The sequence below is a fragment of the Qaidamihabitans albus genome (genome assembly GCF_016464705.1).
GTDB lineage: Bacteria > Actinomycetota > Actinomycetes > Mycobacteriales > Pseudonocardiaceae > Qaidamihabitans > Qaidamihabitans albus.
In genome coordinates this window covers 129,253-145,157 of sequence record NZ_JAEHOB010000015.1, presented here as the reverse complement: position 1 = coordinate 145,157, position 15,905 = coordinate 129,253, and the positions used below count along the sequence as shown (strand labels likewise).

The following is a 15,905-nucleotide window of genomic DNA, read 5'->3' as shown; positions in this document are numbered from 1 at the left end:
CATGCCGAGGGGCGAGAACTTGCGGGTGGCGATCTGTTCGGTCGGCTCCGAGCTCGTCATGGGCCATGTCGCCGACTCCAACGCCGCCTGGCTCGCACGCCGGGTCGCCGAGACCGATGGCAGCGTGTCGGCGATGCTCGTGGTGGGCGACGACCGCGACCGGCTCGTGGAGGCGCTGCGCTGGCTCGCCGAGCGCTGCGACGTCCTCGTGGTCGGCGGCGGGTTGGGACCCACGTTCGACGACCTCACCCGCGACGCGGTGGCCGACTTCGCCGGTGTCGGCCTGGAGCGTCACGACGAGCTGGTCGTGCATCTCGAGCGGGTCTACGAGCGGCTCGGCCGCACCATGCCGGTGGAAGCGCTGCGGCAGGCCGACGTGCCGGCGACGGCCGAGGTGCACACTCCGCGAGGTACGGCGGCGGGATTCTCACTCGATGCCGCTTGCGGCGGTGACGTGGTGCGGGTGCACGTCCTGCCGGGAGTGCCGTGGGAGTACCGGGAGCTCGCGGAGCGGGTGGTACTGCCCGAGGTCGTGCGGCTTTCCGGTGGATCGGTGCGGATCACCCGGACTCTGCGCGTGACCGGCCTGGGGGAATCGGGCGTCGGCGAGGCGTTGAGACCCGTCGTCGACCGCGTCAGCGAGGCGAGAAACCGTCCCGAGGCCCCGGAGCACTGGGTCGAGCTCGGTCTTCTCGCGAACGAGGACGAGGTCCTCGTCCGGCTCAGCGTCACCGGACCGGATCCGGAGACCGCTCGCAACCGCGCCGAGCCGCTCCTGCGGGAAGCCGCCGAGCTGCTGGGCGAAGCTGTCACGAGTGTCGACGACCGCAGGCTCGAGGAGGAAGTCGGGCAGTTGATCGTGTCTTCCGACGTATCGGTCGCCACGGTGGAAACGTTCACCGGTGGGCGGCTCGCTGCCACGCTCTCGTCCGTGAGCTCGGCATCCGCCCATCTGAGGGGAGGCTACGTCGTCCGGACTCCCGCGATGCGGCGTGACATCCTCGGCGACGCCGGGCGGATGTCGCCAGAGGCCGGAGCGGCCGGCCGGCAGACGGCCGAGGCCTTGAGCCGTGCGGTGCAGCGACGTGCCGGCGCGGACTTCGCGATCGCGGTTGTCGGTGTCGGTGACGACTGCGAGCCAACGCGGCATCTGCCGGCCGGCACGGCAACGAGTGGGGTCGCGCGCCCGGACGGGTCGGTACACGTCGAGGAACGGATCCTGCCGGCCGCGGATCGTGAGATGAGGCGGGCCCAAGGCGTCGCCTTCGCGCTGGGATCGCTCCGCGGCCAGCTGGCGGCATGGCGCTCGCAGGCGTCGGCCGGCTCGTGAGAACGGCCGGGTTCACCGGACTCGCTCGCGCAGGACCTGCCGGCGCGCGAGGTGGATGAACAGCGCGGCAAGGGCACTCATCAGCGCCGTGGCGCCCCAAGCCCAGGAGTATGAGACGGTCGTCGCGATCAAGCCGAAAAGCGGTGGCCCGACAACCGGGCCGCCGAACGCGCCCACCTGTGTCATTCCGGTCGCGGCGGCCGGTGCCTCGGGGTGCAGCCGCACGACCGCGTACAGGAAGAGCCCGTTGTGTCCCCAGCCGGCGGCGAACCCCAGTGCGACGCCGACGGCGAGGAACACGGGTATCTCGAGGAAGGCCAGGAAGCCGAAGCCGACGGCACCGACAAGCATCATGGCCGTGACGAGCCGAAGCCAGCCGGACGTCATCAGGTCGGTCAGCCAGCCGACCACGATGCGGCTGACGATTCCCAGGACGCTTCCCGCGCCGAGGAACAAGCCGGCCGCGGCCGCGTCCCATCCGGCTGCGGTTGCGGACTCGACCAGGTAGGCGGCCATCGCGTTCGCGGCGGCGCTTGCGAGGCCGATCCCCCCGGTGAGCAGCCGCAACGACGGTGGCACGGTGAACGAGGGACGTGCGCCGCGCGGCTGTGTCGAGGAGGAAGCGGCCGGTCCCGGCAGCGTGGCCGCGAACACGGCCAGCAGGCCACCGCCCAGGAACGCCGCGCGCCAGCCGAACGTGACGCCCACGAGCGGAACGGCGAAGCCGCCGAGGGCGGCGGCTGTCGGGATGGCCGCTTGCTTGAGTCCGAAGGCGAGGCCGCGGCGGCCGGCCGGGATCCCTCGCGCGAGGGCCAGGTTTGCCGCAGGCTGGATGATCGCGTTGCTCACTCCACCCAGGCCCAGAAACACCCCGAGGAGGAGCCAGTCCTGTACGAGGAACCCGATGCCGAAGAGGGAGACGGCGCTGAGCGTGACACCGATCCACAGCGACCTGCGCGAACCGAGCCGGTCGGCGAGCCGGCCTCCCGGCACCGAGGCGAGTGCCGCGGTGCCGAAGGCGATGGCGACACCGACACCGATCCACCAGGCGGGGATGTTCAGGTCGGCACGGATCAGCGGCGCGAGGCCGCCCAGAAGGGCGGACGGGAGCACGCCGACGATGGTGCATGCCAGCGCGCTGGCCGCGTGCCGCTTTCCCCCTCCCCTGGCTCCTGCGGAGGAGGCCTGGGACGGAGTCATCCCGATGTCGGGCGGTAGGTGGCGTGCCTGTCCGGCCCGTCCAGGTCCTCAGGAAGGTCCGGCACCGTGGACCGGGCTCTGCGCCTGCGGGTCCAGGACCTTGCGGGCAATCTGTGCGACCTCGTCGAGGTCGAGCAGCCCGTGCTTGGCGATCGCAACCGTCTTGAGCTCTTCGAGAATGGCCATGTGCTGGTCGGCGGTTGCCTCGAGTCCCAGTTGCTCCAGGGCCTCGGTGACCGAGTCCACCCCGCTGCCCTTGCCGTAGACGATCTCCGGACCGTCCTGTCCGACCAGGGACGGTAGGAACGGCACCGACTCGGTCATGTCCTGGTCGCGTGAGTTGCGGAACCAGGTGGCAATGATCCCGGACTCGATGTCGAAGAGCCGCTCGCCGGTCACCGGGCGGTTGCTCGGCTGCTGAACACCGGAGATCTCGCCCACCGTGCGCGCGATCGAGGTCAGCTGCTCGGTCTTGATGCCGATGTCCCGGTTGTAGAGGGTCAGCAGGGCCATGACGGTTTCCTCCATGGGCGTGTTGCCGGCCCGCTCGCCCAGACCGGCGATCGTCGTCTGGATGACGCTGGCACCTGAGGCTGCCGCCAGCAGGCTGTTGGCCACGCCGAGGCTGTAGTCCATGTGGAAGTGTGTCTCGAGCGGGACCTGGAGGCGCTCCCGTGTCACCTCCGCGAAGCGCTGCACCGCGTGCGGCGCAAGCACGCCAAAGGTGTCGACCAGGACGAAGGAGTCCATGTGCCCGTCGGTGGCCACCCGCTCCATGAGATCCAGGTAGTCGCCCAGCTCGGCCCGAGTGGCGTCGATGGGGAAGAAGGCGACCTTGAGGCCCTGCTCGTGGGCGTAGTTGGTGGCCTCGACCGAGAGCTCGATCGCGCGCTCGACGCTCCATCGGTAACCGAGCTCGATCAGGTGCCGGCTGGAGGGGATCTCCATCACGACGCCACTGACGCCACAGTCGACGGCGCGCTTCGCGTCGTCGAGCATGCAGCGCGAGAACGCGTACACCTCGGCGGGGAGACCACGTCCGGCGATGGCCCGCACGGCCTTCTCGTCCTCCGTCGACACCGCGGGCAAGCCCGCCTCGATGCGGTGCACTCCTGCCTCTGCGAGTGACTCGGCGATCCGGATCTTCTCGTCAAGGGTGAACACCACCCCGGACTGCTGTTCGCCATCGCGCAGGGTCACGTCGTGGATCTGGATCTGTTCCGGGAACCGGTAACCCGAAGACACCTCGCTGTCGTGGTTCCACGGGCTGGTGAACCAGTGGTCGGTCTTCCAGGGCGTCTGCTGGTTGGCCATTCGTTTCTCCTCAATCCCGGGTCGCCGGCCGGACCTCGACATCGCCGCACTCCGAAACACGCTTGCGCACAAATGCGGCAGAGCGCTGTCGGCGCCGGCCAACCGGACCAAAATGGTCTCCACAAGCGGAGATATAGTGTAACATGTATGATCCGCCGGTGGCGATCTACTCTGAAGGGCTTCTTGTCGAGGCCGAACACAAACCACATATCATGTAGAGTGCAATCCCATCGCTGAGCCGTACATCGCCGTACATTCGGGAGCGCGCAGGATGAGCCAGATGCAGATCGACTGGGATGTGCCGATCACCGTTGACGACGGCCTCACGCTGCGCGCCGACGTGTTCCGGCCGGAAGGGGACGGCCCGTATCCGGTCCTGCTGAGCTACGGACCGTACGGGAAGGGTCTGGCCTTCCAGGACGGTTACGGTTCGGCATGGGACATCATGGTCGAGAACCACCCCGACGTAGCGGCGGGCTCGAGCAACCGCTACCAGAACTGGGAGGTCGCCGACCCGGAGAAGTGGGTTCCCCACGGCTACGTGTGTGTTCGGGTCGACTCCCGCGGCGCCGGTCGGTCACCCGGAGTGATCGACCCTTTCTCGGCACGTGAGACCAGGGACCTCTACGAGTGCGTCGAGTGGGCCGGCGTCCAACCCTGGAGCAGCGGAAAAGTCGCGTTGAGCGGTATCTCGTACTACGCCATCAATCAGTGGCACGTTGCCGCTCTCCAGCCGCCCCATCTCACCTGCATGATCCCCTGGGAGGGTGCCGCCGACTTCTATCGCGACATGAGCTACCACGGGGGCATCTACTGCACCTTCTTCCACCACTGGTACCGGATCCAGGTCAAGTCCGTGCAACACGGTCGCGGGGAACGCGGTCCGACGAGCCGGTTCACCGGCCAACCGGTCTGCGGTGACGCCACCCTCTCGGAGGAGGAGTTGGCCGCGAACCGCGTGGAGTTCGGTGACGAGATTCTTGCTCACCCGCTCGACGATGCCTACCACCGCGAGCGCTCGCCGGACTGGTCACGGATCACCGTGCCCTTCCTGTCCGCCGGCAACTGGGGTGGTCAGGGCCTCCATCTGCGCGGCAACATCGAGGGCTTCGTTCGGGCGGCGTCCGAGCACAAGTGGTTGGAGCTGCACGGGCTCGAGCACTGGACCGAGTACTACACCGAGTACGGCGTGACGTTGCAGCGGCAGTTTCTGGACCACTTCCTCAAGGGCGAGGACAACGGCTGGGACCGCCGACCGCCTGTCATCCTGCGTGTGCGTACCTTGGACGGGTTCGAGGACCGCGCGGAGTCGGAGTGGCCGCTGGCGCGCACCCAGTGGACCCGCGCTTACCTCGACGCGAAGGAACTCACACTCACCGACGATCCGTCGGCGCCGCCAGCGAGCCACAGTGTCGACATGGCCGGCCAAGGGGTCACCTTCACCGCGCCGGCGCTTGAACAGGAGACCGAGGTGACCGGGCCCGTCGCCGCGCGTGTCTTCGTCTCATCGTCGACGACGGACGCCGACGTCTTCGCCACGCTCCGCGTCTTCGACCCAGACGGTGAGGAGGTGCACTTCCAAGGAGCCATCGACCCGCGCACACCGATCGCCCAAGGCTGGTTGCGCGCGTCCCACCGCAAGCTCGACGAGCGCCTCAGCACGCCGGAACGCCCTGTGCACACGCACGCCGAGTCACAGCCACTCACCCCGGGTGAGCCCTACTGCCTCGACATCGAGATCTGGCCCACCAGTCTGGTCATTCCCGCCGGGTACCGGATCGCGCTGACCATCGCCGGCCGCGACTACGACCACGGCCTCGAGGGGGCTCGCCTGGGCCACTTCGCCAACGAGCTGCGCGGTTGCGGGCCCTTCGTGCACGACGACGCGAGGGACCGACCAGCGGACACGTTCGCGGGCAACCTCACCGTGCACACCGGAGGAGGGCGCCAGTCCTACCTGCTGCTGCCGGTGATCCCGCGTCAGCAGGAGTCATGACGCGAGGCTTCCTGGCGACCAGGCCGCCCCGGGTCGGTCCAAAGCGCTGAGTCGGTCAGTGGGACCGAGTCACCGACAAGAGGAGTGTGCACAGATGCCATTCATTCACTATGACGAGGTGGAGAAGGAGTACGTCACGCCGAAGCACTCGACGGCGTACGGGGAGCTGGCGACAGGCGAGTCCATTGAGGTCGGCCGACTCAGCTTCAAGAGTGGCGAGGGCGCCGAGCGCCACCAGCACCCGCACGAGCAGATCGTGGTGATCCTCAAGGGCAAGCTGCGGGTGAACCTCGGCGACGAGGAGGCAGTGCTCGAGGCCGGTTCCGGCTTCCACGCCCCGCCGAACGTGCCGCACGGGGTCACCGCGCTCGCCGACACCGAGGTGCTCAGCTGCAAGAGCGTGCTTGGCGGCGTCGGGCACAGAATCTGAGTGGTGCCGGGCCTTCGTAGCCGCGAAGCCGCTCGCGAGGCCGGTTAATACATTCGCGACGCACACCCGATCCCGCGGTTCCCTCGGTAAGCCGGCCACCGGGAACTGGTCGCTCGGTGGGTGAGCGGCCCACCTGCGTGACGCGGTGCCGACTTCCGAGATGGCCGGCGTCGACATGGGTGGCCCCGGGTCCACGCCGGGCACCTCCTCGCCACCACGAATCAGTCTCGATGCTTTGTGACCCTTGACACTCAAAGCCAACATCTTACAGGATGCAGGTTATGACATGCCGTGCTGATGCGGACAGCGCATCGGCGGCGGGCTGGTGGGTCGTGCGGAAAGCGCGCGGGATCCCGAGCGCTGCGCGGCCGGTTCGGCGGGTCGCCTCCGTGTCACCAAGTTCAGAAACGTGACGCTGAGCTGAAGGGATGGCGCACGAGATGTTCTCACGCAAGGGCACCAGGAGTATGGGCGCGTTGGTGGCCGTCTTCGCGTTGCTCACCGCGGCCTGCGGGAGTGCGGGAAGCGGCAGCGACGACGCGTCTGCCGGTGGCGCGGAAGACTTCCCGTCGAAACCGATCACCTGGATCGTGCCTTACGAGCCTGGCGGCGGCTCTGATGCGCAGGTACGGCGCCTGCAGCCTCATGTGGAGGAGGCCCTTGGCCAGAAGATCAACGTCGTCTACCAGACCGGAGGCGACGGAGCGGTCGGCTGGCAGCAGCTGGTGAAGGCGGAACCCGACGGCTACACCATCGGCAACGTCGTCATCCCGAACATTCTGGTCCTCGACCTGGAGGGCGGTATCGGGTTCAAGGCACAGGAGCTGTCCTACCTCGCCTGGACCGAGACGACACCGAACGCTCTCGTCGTGGCCAAGGACAGCGAGTTCGACAACCTCGAGCAGTTGATCTCGAGGGCCAAGGAGAATCCCGGCGACGTCACCGTGGCCGGCGTCGGCAACGAGGGCAAGACCCTGATCCGCCAGGTCGCGGAGGCCGCCGACATCGACATCACGTTCGTGCCCGTCTCCGGTGGTGTGGGCGGCATGATCCCCCAGCTGGTAGGCGGCCATGTCGACGCCGCCTTCTTCGGGGCGTCCCATGTCCTCGAGAACCCCGACACTCTTCGGGCGCTGGCGATCTCGGGAACCGACCCCTCGCCGGCACTCCCCGGCATCCCGACCTTCGACTCCGCGGGATACAAGGGGATCCTGCTGCAGACCTCATGGGGAGCAGCGGCACCTCCGGGAACACCCGAACCCATCGTGCAGAAGCTCAACAAGGCGCTCAACGAGGCGGTCAAGGCGACCGAGGAGGAGATGCGCAAGGACGCGCTGACGCCCCTGCACCAGACGCCCGCCGAGGCGGAAGCGTTCGTCGAGAAGAACCTGGACACGGCACGCGACCTGGTGGAGCAGTAGGTTCCATCAGCCAGGCGAAAAGCCATCGCCTGTCGCCGACAGATCAGCGCGGGCGATGGCTCCGTGCACGTGGACCAAGACGACACAGTCGTCCACTCGAGAAGATCAGCGGCCGGGCGTGAGGGGGCTGGCCAAGATGGGAGACCTAGATGCTCGAAGGACTCATGGCGGCGCTTTCGCCGGACGTGCTTCTGGTGATATGCATCGGTGTGGTGGGGGGCATCATCATGGGCGCCCTCCCGGGCTTCACGGCCACGATGGGGACTGCCCTCCTGCTGCCGTTTACCTTCACCATGGAGCCCACAGCGGCTCTGGCGATGCTGGGCGCGCTGTACGTCGCGGCCATGTTCGCCGACTCGGTACCGGCCTGCATGATCAACACCCCCGGCACTCCCTCCGCCATGGCGACAGCCTTGGACGGGTTCAAAATGACCCTCCAGGGCAAGGGTCGCACCGCACTTGTCGCGTCGTGCTTCAGTGCCATGGTCGGCACGTTCATCGGCGGCTTTTGCTTCTTGTTCCTGTCAGGGCCGCTGGCCGACGTCGCCTTGACCTTCGGGCCACCGGAGTTCTTCTGGGTCGGCGTCTTCGCCGTCACGATCATCGCGAGCATCGCTGGAAACTCGATGATCAAGGGGATCGCGGGTGGCGCGATCGGCATGCTCATCGGGACCGTCGGGCTCAGCAAGACAGGTGCTGAGAGCCGGTACACCTTCGGCTTCGGTGAGCTCGAGGGTGGCGTAAGCCTAGTGGCGGCCCTGATCGGAGTCTTCGCGCTGCCGCAGGTCCTGGACATGGTCCTGCGCCGGCGGGAGAAGGAGTACGTCGCCGAGTACTCGCCACGGCGTGGTGAGGCACTCGAAGCCGTCAAGGCAGTGATGACCAAGCCATGGCACCTCATGCGGTCCGGCCTGCTGGGCACGTTCGTCGGCATCCTTCCGGGAGCCGGAAGTCCGGTGGCCTCCTTGCTCTCCTACAACGAAGCGGTCCGGTGGAGCAAGGACAGGAAGCGCTTCGGCAAAGGGGCGATCGAAGGTGTGACAGCCTCGGAGACCGCGGGGAACGCGGCCGCCGGTGGCTCGATGGTGCCGATGATGATCCTCGGGGTCCCCGGCTCTGCGCCGGCCGCGGTCATCCTGGGTGCTCTGCTGTTGCAGGGCCTGCGCCCGGGTCCGACCCTCTTCGCGACAGACTCCACACTCGTCTACAGCTTCGCCTGGGCGATCATCCTGGCCGGCGTCGCCACCTTCGCCTTCGGCATGGTTCTGTCCCGCGGTCTGGTTCGGATGATCAGCATCCCCGTACGGATGCTGGCACCTATCATCCTCTTCTTCTCGGTCATCGGGTCGTTCGCGATTCGCAACTACATGCTGGACGTCTACTTCATGATCGGCCTCGGGGTCTTCTGCTACCTGGTCTCGAAGATCGGGTTCCATGCCGGGCCGATCGGACTGGGCCTGATTCTCGGGCCGATCGTCGAGCCGGCCCTGGTGCAGTCGTTGGCCCTTTCCGAGGCGTCGTCCATGACGGACGTGTTCCTCGGTTCCACCGTGAGCATCGTGCTCATCGCGCTGACGGCGTTCTCGGTGGGCTGGTCTGTCTACCAGAGGCAAAGGGATAGGAAGAAGGATGCACATGAAGTCCACAACGCACCCAGCGGCGATGCCGGGACGTCTGTTTAGGCCCAACGCCGACCTCGCCGGTGCCGCGGTGCTGGCGACGCTGGGCTTGGTCTCCCTCTCGCAGATGGGAGACGATATACGGAACTGGATCTTTCCGCGCGTCCTGACGTACACGCTCTTCGCTGTCGCCGTCATGCTGGTGGTATCCGGTGTCTGGAAGGTAGTTCAGGGGCGGCCCTCGGATCTGCGGATGCCGGCGGCTGCGATGGGCGTGGTGATCTTCGCTGCCGGAGCGGTGGTGTACGCCGTTTCGATTGCGTTGGTGGGCTTCTGGGTGCCCAGCTTCTTCATGCTCGCACTGGCGTCGGTCTTCCTGAGTGCCACCAGGAACTGGCGGACGGCACTCGTGTCCTCCGTCATCGCGCTCGCGGCATGTGTGGGGGCGTATCTGGTGTTCACCCAGTTGTTCTTCGTTGCCCTTCCGCAGGGATGACGCGCACGATGTCTACCGCGCGCCACCGGTTCCCGCTGCTTGCGCCCGAGAGCCTGACACCCGAGCAGCGCGCCGTCTACGAGGCCATCGCGAACGGCCCGCGCGGTGGCGGACCCTTGCCGATCGTCGACGAGGCCGGTCACCTGACCGGGCCGTTCAACGCGCTAATGTACGTTCCCGCGCTCGCGACGCAGGTGCAACGCCTCGGTGTCGCGCTTCGCTTCGAGGGGACGCTGCCGGCGCGCACTCGCGAACTGGTCATCTGCGCGGTGGCCGCTGAGGTCGACTCCGATTACGAGTGGTACGCCCACCGCCGGATGGCCCTCGAGGTGGGCATCAGTAGTACGGAACTCGACGGCCTGCGCAACGGCGCGTTGCTCGCAGGGCTGTCGGCAGCGGAGCGCTCGGCGCTGCGGTTGGCGCACGCGCTCCTGCGGGACCACGTCGTCGACGACTCCGTCCATGCGGAGGTTTCCGCCGATCATGGCCATGAGGGGCTGGTCGAGATCGCCGTGCTCGTAGGCTACTACCAGTTGCTGGCCGGTGTGCTCGCCGCGGCCGACGTGCGCGCACCGGCGAGCGACTGAGGACTGCGCTGAGCCATACGCTGAGCCACGTCTCGCACTGCTCAGAGGAGCACCCGACTCGACTCCTGTTCGTCCATCTCCATCAGGCGGCTCTCGAGGCTGCCGACTGTCAGGGGGAGCTTCCGCAGCCGGACCCCGATCGCGTCGTCGATGGCGTTGGCCACCGCTGCCGGCACCGGAGGAGTGCTCACCTCGCCCGCACCCAGCGGAGGCAGGCCAGGCCGATCCAGGACGGTGACGTCGAGCTCCGGGACCCCGGCGAAGCGCAGGGTCGGGTACGTCGTCCAGTCCCGCTCGCGAACACCGTCCTCCGCCAGGCTCAGCTCCTCGTGCAGGGTGCGGCTGAGCCCCTGGATGAGCCCGCCTTCGAGCTGGTTACGAAGACCATCGCGATTGACGACTGTTCCTGCGTCGCACACGGCCACCAGGCGGGTGACACGGAAGTCGGCGCGCTCGGTGTCCACTTCCACCTCCGCGACTTCGGCGACGTATGCCTTGGTGTCTTTGTACCGGGCGAACGCGACACCTAGGCCTCGACCGCTCGGCCCGACGTGCGGCTGCCAGCCGGCGCGCTCGGCGGCAGCCTCGAGCACCCGGATCGCCCGCTCGTCACGCAGGTGCGCCAGGCGAAAGGCGACGGGGTCAGCCCCTGCGCGCTCGGCCAGCTCGTCGATGAAGGACTCCGTGGCGAACACGTTGAAGAACGCACCCAGCGAGCGCAGCGGGCCGGTACGCAACGGGCCGCGCACACCGTGCGAGGTGATGTCCATGGCCGGGACGTCGTACAGGGGCAAGGCGTTGCGGGCAGACGGTTCACCCAGGCCTGCCCACGGTCGCTCGGCGTCCCGCGAGCTCAGCCACGCGGCCATCAACCGATCTCCGTCACCGTTCGGCCTGGTGCTGTGCGAGTCGGAGATCACCCGGTAGTGCCATGCCTGGATGGATCCGTCGTCGCCGAGCGCAGCCTCGAGGTCACCGACCATTCCGGGTCCGTACGCGTCCCAGCCGAACTCTTCCGGCATGGAGAACTGGAAGCGGACGGGGCGACCCGGGACGGCACGCGCCGCGACGGCGGCGAACATGGCAGCATCGTCGGCGCAGTTCATCCCGTAGCAGCCGGGCCCGTCCGCGTGCCGGACGACGATTTGCTCCTCGTCCATGTCGAGAAAGGCGGCCATCTCCCGACGCAGCGGATACACGCCCTGGCTGTGCGTCCACACCGTCAGGAGATCGCCCTCCATGACCGCGAGCGCCGCAGAGGGGGCCATCGGTCCGTGGGCCTGGTAGGGCTTGGCGTATGACGCTTGATGAATGCGCGCCGAGCTCAGTCGCTCCCGGACGTTGTCGTCGCGGCGGTGCACGTACTCTTCGACGGGCAGGCTGCGCAAGAGGCGTTCGGTATCGTGCTCGTCGATGTCACGCCCGCGCTGCCAGCTGATCTGCGCATTGAGGCGGGCCTGGGCGCGCACGGCCTGGTCCTCGCGCTCGGTCACCACCAGGATGAGCCGCCCGTCCTGCACGACGTCGAGCACACCGGAAAGGCTGCGGGAGGCGTCGATGTCGAACCGGGTGGGTACGTCGTCGTACGCGGGTGGAAGGACGGTCCTCGCGTGAACCATGCCCGGCATGGTCATGTCCTGGACGTAGGCGGGAGCCCCGGTGAGCTTGACGCGAAGGTCGTCGCGCGCGACCGGTTGCCCGAGCACGGGTGCATCCCAGTCGGGTCGATCGGACGGCTCGATAGGCTCCTCCACCGGTCCCAGCGCCGCCAGCTCCGCCAGCGAGAGCCGTCGTCCCGTGGCGGCGTCGAGCACTCCGTCGGCGTCGAGCTCGATCCCCTCCCGGGCAGCGTCCAGCTGTCGCGCGGCTCTCGCGACGAGTACCCGTCGCAAGGCGGCCGCAGCCATGGCCAGGGCCTCGCCGCCGTGCTCCATCGAGAAGCTGCCTGATGTCTGCCCCTGGTCGGGGGAACGGTCGGTCGCGGTAGGACAGGCATGGACCTTCTCGACGGGCAGGCCCAGCTGGCTGGCCACTATCTGCCTGAAGGCGGTCCTGGTGCCCTGCCCGAGCTCAACCTTGCCGGGATAGCACAGCACGTCCCCGTCCTCGCGCAGCTCTACCCAACGCCGAATCTGTGGGTCCCGGTGTACCGCGGCCGGGAGCTCGAGATCCATCGGCCCGTCGGCACCGTGGCCAGGATTCTCGTCCGGCTCGTCGGCGCTACCCCTGCCCGCGTCGCACGGAAGGCCGGCCGACCGGGCCGCGGCCCGCAGCATCCTTGCGTGGGTGCCACAGCGGCACAAGTGCTCATCAAGGGTGTCGCGCAGGTCCTCGGCGCTGGGTGCGGGTTCTTGATCGATACGGGCGGCGACGCTCACGATCATGCCGTTGACGCAGTAGCCGCACTGGCCCGCCTGCTCGTCGAGGAAGGCCTGCTGCACTGGATGAGGGCTCTCCGGGCCACCGAGGCCTTCGGGCGTGGTGACGCTGGACCCGGCGACCTCCGAGACCGGCGTCAGGCAGGACTGGACGGACGCGCCGTCGATGAGGACACGGCACGCGCCGCACTCGCCGATGGAGCAGCCGGTTCGTACGCCCTTGTGCCCGAGGTCGTTGCGCAGCACGTACATCAGCGGAGTCGTGGGCCGCACCCGCAACCGGTGTCGATGCCCGTTGACCTCCAGCGTGATCTCTGGATGCTCTTCGCTCATCGCGTGCGCTCAGCTCAGCGCGTGACGAGCCCGGCCAGGGCGAGCGCCTCCGACTGCTGGATGGTGTCCAGCGGGAGCGTCACCGACTGGTTCGTCTCCGCGGAGAGGTCAGCGGCGATGTAGACCTCCATCGCCTGCCGTGCTTGCCTCGGGGTCACGAGTACCGGCCGGTCGCGGGCCACGGCCTCGAGGAAGTGCAGGGTCTCGGCGTGCATCGGGCCGGCGAAAACGTGCTCCACCTCCTCACCGGGCATGGTCGACAGGGGCAGCATCATGCCGTCCGACATCGTGTTGAGGACAGTGTCGCGGTGGGTGTCGTCGATGATGAGCGCTCCCTCGCTGCCGACGACCTCGATCCAGGTCGAGGAGAAGTTGGGGTAGCCGGGCGGCAGGACCCAGCCGGCGCCGATCGTCAGTACCACGCCGTTGTCCAGGGTGACGACGATGGACATGCAGTCGGCGACGTCGTACTTGTCCTTCATGACCCGCTCGACCGCCTGGGCGTAAACCCGCACCGGCTTCGCCGGCTCCATGCACCAGAGCAGGAAGTCGATGTCGTGGGTGGCCTCCATCGCGGCCGGTGACAACTTGATCCGGCCGCCGATCTTGTCGCCGAGCTTCCGTGTGATGTGCCGGCTCACAAGGCCACTGACGGGTATCCCGAGAGTGCCGTCGTCGATACTCCTCTTCACCAGCGCCTGCTTGGAGTTGAAGCGTTGCGAGTAGCCGATGGTGAACTTCAACCCGTTCTTCTCCGCCAGGGTCACGAGCTCGTCGGCCTCGTCGAGGGTGAGCGCAAGTGGCTTCTCCAACAGCACGTGCTTGCCTGCCGTCAGAGCGGCGCGGGCCATCGGATAGTGCGTGGTCTCGGGCGTGGCGGAGATCATCACCGCGTGCACGTCGGGGTTGCGGATCAACGACTCGTAGTCCGCGGTAGCAGACGTGGCATCGGTCTGTGAGGCCACTTCGGACAACCGCTCCGAGTTCGTCTCGCACAGGTGGAGCTCGCCGACGAGAGCACTGCCCGCGGCGGTGCGGGCCCGGATCCCTCCGCACCAGCCGGTGCCGATGACGCCTACGTTGATACGTTCCACGCCTGTTCCCTTCCTCGACCAGCTTTCCGTGCCTACTGCACTACATCTGTGCGAATCTGTAAAGTATAGGACTTTACTCTCACTGGCACACCTGTGTCTTTCGAAGCGCCCTGGTGGCCGGACCGATCGGAACGTCGCAGAGACCGGATGCGCGGTTGACGGTGCACCATGCATCGTATAAAATCCGCGACAAACTCGACGCGCGTAAAGGTGGGCGAGCGCCGGCAGTCTTCTGCAGCGCCCAACGTCGTCACCGGAAAAGGAGTCATCACGTGGGGCTGGTAACTTTCGATGAGCGGGACGCGGACAACCTGGTCGCCGGCCATTACTCCACCGGGCGTGGGCAGGTCCTTCGCAGCGACATGATGGAGCTGACGAAGATCCGTTTCGATGCCGGCAAGGGTGCGGAGATGCACCAGCACCCCGAGGAACAGATCCTCTACGTGCTCGACGGCGTCTTCGAGGTCACCCTCGGCGAGCAGGTCTACGAGGTCCGTCCCGGCCAGGCCAGCTACCATCCCTCCAACGTGCCGCACCGGGCCGTGGCCAAGGAAGCCACGACGGCGCTGTCGTTCAAGCTGCTCGTCGATCCGAACTACGACAAGACCGGCGAGCTGGTGTAGAGCATGAGCAGGCCACGCCGTAGCGACGGCCCCGTCGTCGACATCCACTGCCACCGTGAGTGCGCCCCCGCGACCCAGTTCATGCAGCAGGCGTCGATCGCCGCCGGAAAGGTGGCCCTCGGGCACGGGAACGCCACGACGCGCAGGGTGAACGAGCGCCAGCTTGCAGCGATCAGGCCGAAGATGGACGACCTCGATGTCCGGATCGCCGACATGGACATGATGGGCGTGGACATCCAGGCCGTGGCTCCTGCCGTCTACCAGTTCTACTACTGGGCTGACGCGGACCTCGGCGCGAAGGTGTCACGCCTGATGAACGAAGAGCTCGTGGAGGCGACGATCAGGCGTCCGGGCCGCTTCGTCCCCCTGGGTTCCGTGCCGCTGCAGGATGTCGACGCAGCGGTGCAGGAGTTGCGGTACCTGGTCCATGAGCTCGGGATGCGCGGTATAGAGATCGGCACGCATGTGGAGGGCGAGGAGATCTCCGCCGCGCGGCTCGACCCGTTCTGGGCCGAGGTGGAAGCGCTGGGTGCCGTCGTGGTGATCCATACCCAGGGCGCGACCCACCCCGATCGGCTCCAGGGTCACAACTTCGTCAACATCATCGGCCACGCATTCGAAGCCACACTTGCCCAGGCGCACCTGATCTTCGACGGTGTCATGGAGCGCTACCCGGACCTGAAGATCGTGGTCGTGCACGGCGGGGGATACCTGCCGGCATACGCGGGCAGGATCGACCACGGCTGGCGGGCCCGAGAGGATGTCAGCGAGGGAGTTCCGCATCCGCCGAGTAGCTACCTCGGTCGGTTCTACTTCGACACGATGGTGTTCGAGACCGACCAACTGAGATTCCTGATCGACAAGTACGGCGCCGATCGCATCCTCCTCGGTACCGACTATCCCTACGACATGGGCGAGGACGACCCGCTGGCGTTCCTCGGCAGGGAGGGGATGCCGCAGGCCGAGGTCGACCTCGTCAGCGGGGGCAACGCGGCCCGGCTCCTCGGCATCTCCTGACCGAGAGAGCCGGGAGGTGACACTCCTCCCGGCTCTCTCGCCAGGCGGCGCATCTGCCGCATCGGTG

The 15,905-nt window shown here is 67.5% G+C and carries 13 protein-coding genes; 9 read left to right on the top strand and 4 right to left on the bottom strand.

Translation table 11 applies throughout. The annotated features are described in order from the left end of the window. Position 1 precedes the first annotated feature (1 nt). Positions 2 to 1,330, top strand: a complete 1,329-nt coding sequence (locus tag JAP66_RS25130; protein WP_199434310.1) for a molybdopterin-binding protein — start codon at positions 2 to 4, stop codon at positions 1,328 to 1,330. Between the two features lie 12 nt (positions 1,331 to 1,342). Here the strand turns inward: JAP66_RS25130 and JAP66_RS25125 are convergent, their stop codons facing one another. Next, entirely contained in the window at positions 1,343 to 2,530 is a 1,188-nt protein-coding gene (locus JAP66_RS25125) for an MFS transporter (protein ID WP_235999416.1), read from the bottom strand. A gap of 48 nt (positions 2,531 to 2,578) precedes the next feature. Further along, positions 2,579 to 3,844 (bottom strand): LeuA family protein, encoded by a 1,266-nt coding sequence (locus JAP66_RS25120; RefSeq protein ID WP_199434308.1) that lies wholly within the window; start codon positions 3,842 to 3,844, stop codon positions 2,579 to 2,581. A gap of 271 nt (positions 3,845 to 4,115) precedes the next feature. Between JAP66_RS25120 and JAP66_RS25115 the strand changes: the two genes are divergently transcribed. The 6 genes from JAP66_RS25115 to JAP66_RS25090 all read left to right on the top strand — a co-directional run bounded on the left by JAP66_RS25115 (position 4,116) and on the right by JAP66_RS25090 (position 10,393). Then, positions 4,116 to 5,840, top strand: a complete 1,725-nt coding sequence (locus tag JAP66_RS25115) for a CocE/NonD family hydrolase (RefSeq protein WP_199434307.1) — start codon at positions 4,116 to 4,118, stop codon at positions 5,838 to 5,840. 94 nt (positions 5,841 to 5,934) lie between these two features. Beyond that, on the top strand, positions 5,935 to 6,270 hold the full coding sequence (locus JAP66_RS25110; RefSeq protein ID WP_199434306.1) for a cupin domain-containing protein: 336 nt from the start codon (positions 5,935 to 5,937) through the stop codon (positions 6,268 to 6,270). A gap of 428 nt (positions 6,271 to 6,698) precedes the next feature. Continuing rightward, positions 6,699 to 7,691: a Bug family tripartite tricarboxylate transporter substrate binding protein gene (locus JAP66_RS25105; RefSeq protein ID WP_199434305.1), complete on the top strand. Its 993-nt coding sequence runs from the start codon at positions 6,699 to 6,701 to the stop codon at positions 7,689 to 7,691. Between the two features lie 149 nt (positions 7,692 to 7,840). Next, a complete protein-coding gene (locus JAP66_RS25100) occupies positions 7,841 to 9,373 on the top strand; it encodes a tripartite tricarboxylate transporter permease (protein ID WP_199434304.1) in 1,533 nt (510 codons plus the stop codon). Next, on the top strand, positions 9,327 to 9,806 hold the full coding sequence (locus JAP66_RS25095) for a tripartite tricarboxylate transporter TctB family protein (RefSeq protein ID WP_199434303.1): 480 nt from the start codon (positions 9,327 to 9,329) through the stop codon (positions 9,804 to 9,806). The genes JAP66_RS25100 and JAP66_RS25095 overlap by 47 nt, the downstream gene beginning before the upstream one ends. Next, positions 9,803 to 10,393 (top strand): carboxymuconolactone decarboxylase family protein, encoded by a 591-nt coding sequence (locus tag JAP66_RS25090; protein WP_199434302.1) that lies wholly within the window; start codon positions 9,803 to 9,805, stop codon positions 10,391 to 10,393. Before JAP66_RS25095 ends, JAP66_RS25090 begins: the two co-directional genes overlap by 4 nt. Positions 10,394 to 10,434: 41 nt before the next feature. Here the strand turns inward: JAP66_RS25090 and JAP66_RS25085 are convergent, their stop codons facing one another. Together JAP66_RS25085 and JAP66_RS25080 are read right to left on the bottom strand one after the other, a co-directional pair. Continuing rightward, a complete protein-coding gene (locus JAP66_RS25085) occupies positions 10,435 to 13,104 on the bottom strand; it encodes a molybdopterin cofactor-binding domain-containing protein (RefSeq protein WP_199434301.1) in 2,670 nt (889 codons plus the stop codon). Positions 13,105 to 13,118: 14 nt separating this feature from the next. Next, the gene (locus JAP66_RS25080; protein WP_199434300.1) at positions 13,119 to 14,198 is read right to left on the bottom strand and encodes a Gfo/Idh/MocA family protein; all 1,080 of its coding nucleotides are present in this window, start codon (positions 14,196 to 14,198) and stop codon (positions 13,119 to 13,121) included. Positions 14,199 to 14,470: 272 nt separating this feature from the next. On the opposite strand from JAP66_RS25080, the gene JAP66_RS25075 reads away from it, so the two are divergent. Then, positions 14,471 to 14,821, top strand: coding sequence for a cupin domain-containing protein (locus JAP66_RS25075; RefSeq protein WP_199434299.1), 351 nt, complete (start codon positions 14,471 to 14,473; stop codon positions 14,819 to 14,821). A gap of 3 nt (positions 14,822 to 14,824) precedes the next feature. After that, a complete protein-coding gene (locus JAP66_RS25070; RefSeq protein ID WP_199434298.1) occupies positions 14,825 to 15,838 on the top strand; it encodes an amidohydrolase family protein in 1,014 nt (337 codons plus the stop codon). Positions 15,839 to 15,905 lie beyond the last annotated feature (67 nt).

Coding starts and splice junctions, on each gene's coding strand:
- JAP66_RS25130 (WP_199434310.1), top strand. CDS start 2: ATGCCGAGGGGCGAGAACTTGCGGGTGGCGATCTGTTCGGTCGGCTCC.
- JAP66_RS25125 (WP_235999416.1), bottom strand. CDS start 2,530: ATGACTCCGTCCCAGGCCTCCTCCGCAGGAGCCAGGGGAGGGGGAAAG.
- JAP66_RS25120 (WP_199434308.1), bottom strand. CDS start 3,844: ATGGCCAACCAGCAGACGCCCTGGAAGACCGACCACTGGTTCACCAGC.
- JAP66_RS25115 (WP_199434307.1), top strand. CDS start 4,116: ATGAGCCAGATGCAGATCGACTGGGATGTGCCGATCACCGTTGACGAC.
- JAP66_RS25110 (WP_199434306.1), top strand. CDS start 5,935: ATGCCATTCATTCACTATGACGAGGTGGAGAAGGAGTACGTCACGCCG.
- JAP66_RS25105 (WP_199434305.1), top strand. CDS start 6,699: ATGGCGCACGAGATGTTCTCACGCAAGGGCACCAGGAGTATGGGCGCG.
- JAP66_RS25100 (WP_199434304.1), top strand. CDS start 7,841: ATGCTCGAAGGACTCATGGCGGCGCTTTCGCCGGACGTGCTTCTGGTG.
- JAP66_RS25095 (WP_199434303.1), top strand. CDS start 9,327: ATGAAGTCCACAACGCACCCAGCGGCGATGCCGGGACGTCTGTTTAGG.
- JAP66_RS25090 (WP_199434302.1), top strand. CDS start 9,803: ATGACGCGCACGATGTCTACCGCGCGCCACCGGTTCCCGCTGCTTGCG.
- JAP66_RS25085 (WP_199434301.1), bottom strand. CDS start 13,104: ATGAGCGAAGAGCATCCAGAGATCACGCTGGAGGTCAACGGGCATCGA.
- JAP66_RS25070 (WP_199434298.1), top strand. CDS start 14,825: ATGAGCAGGCCACGCCGTAGCGACGGCCCCGTCGTCGACATCCACTGC.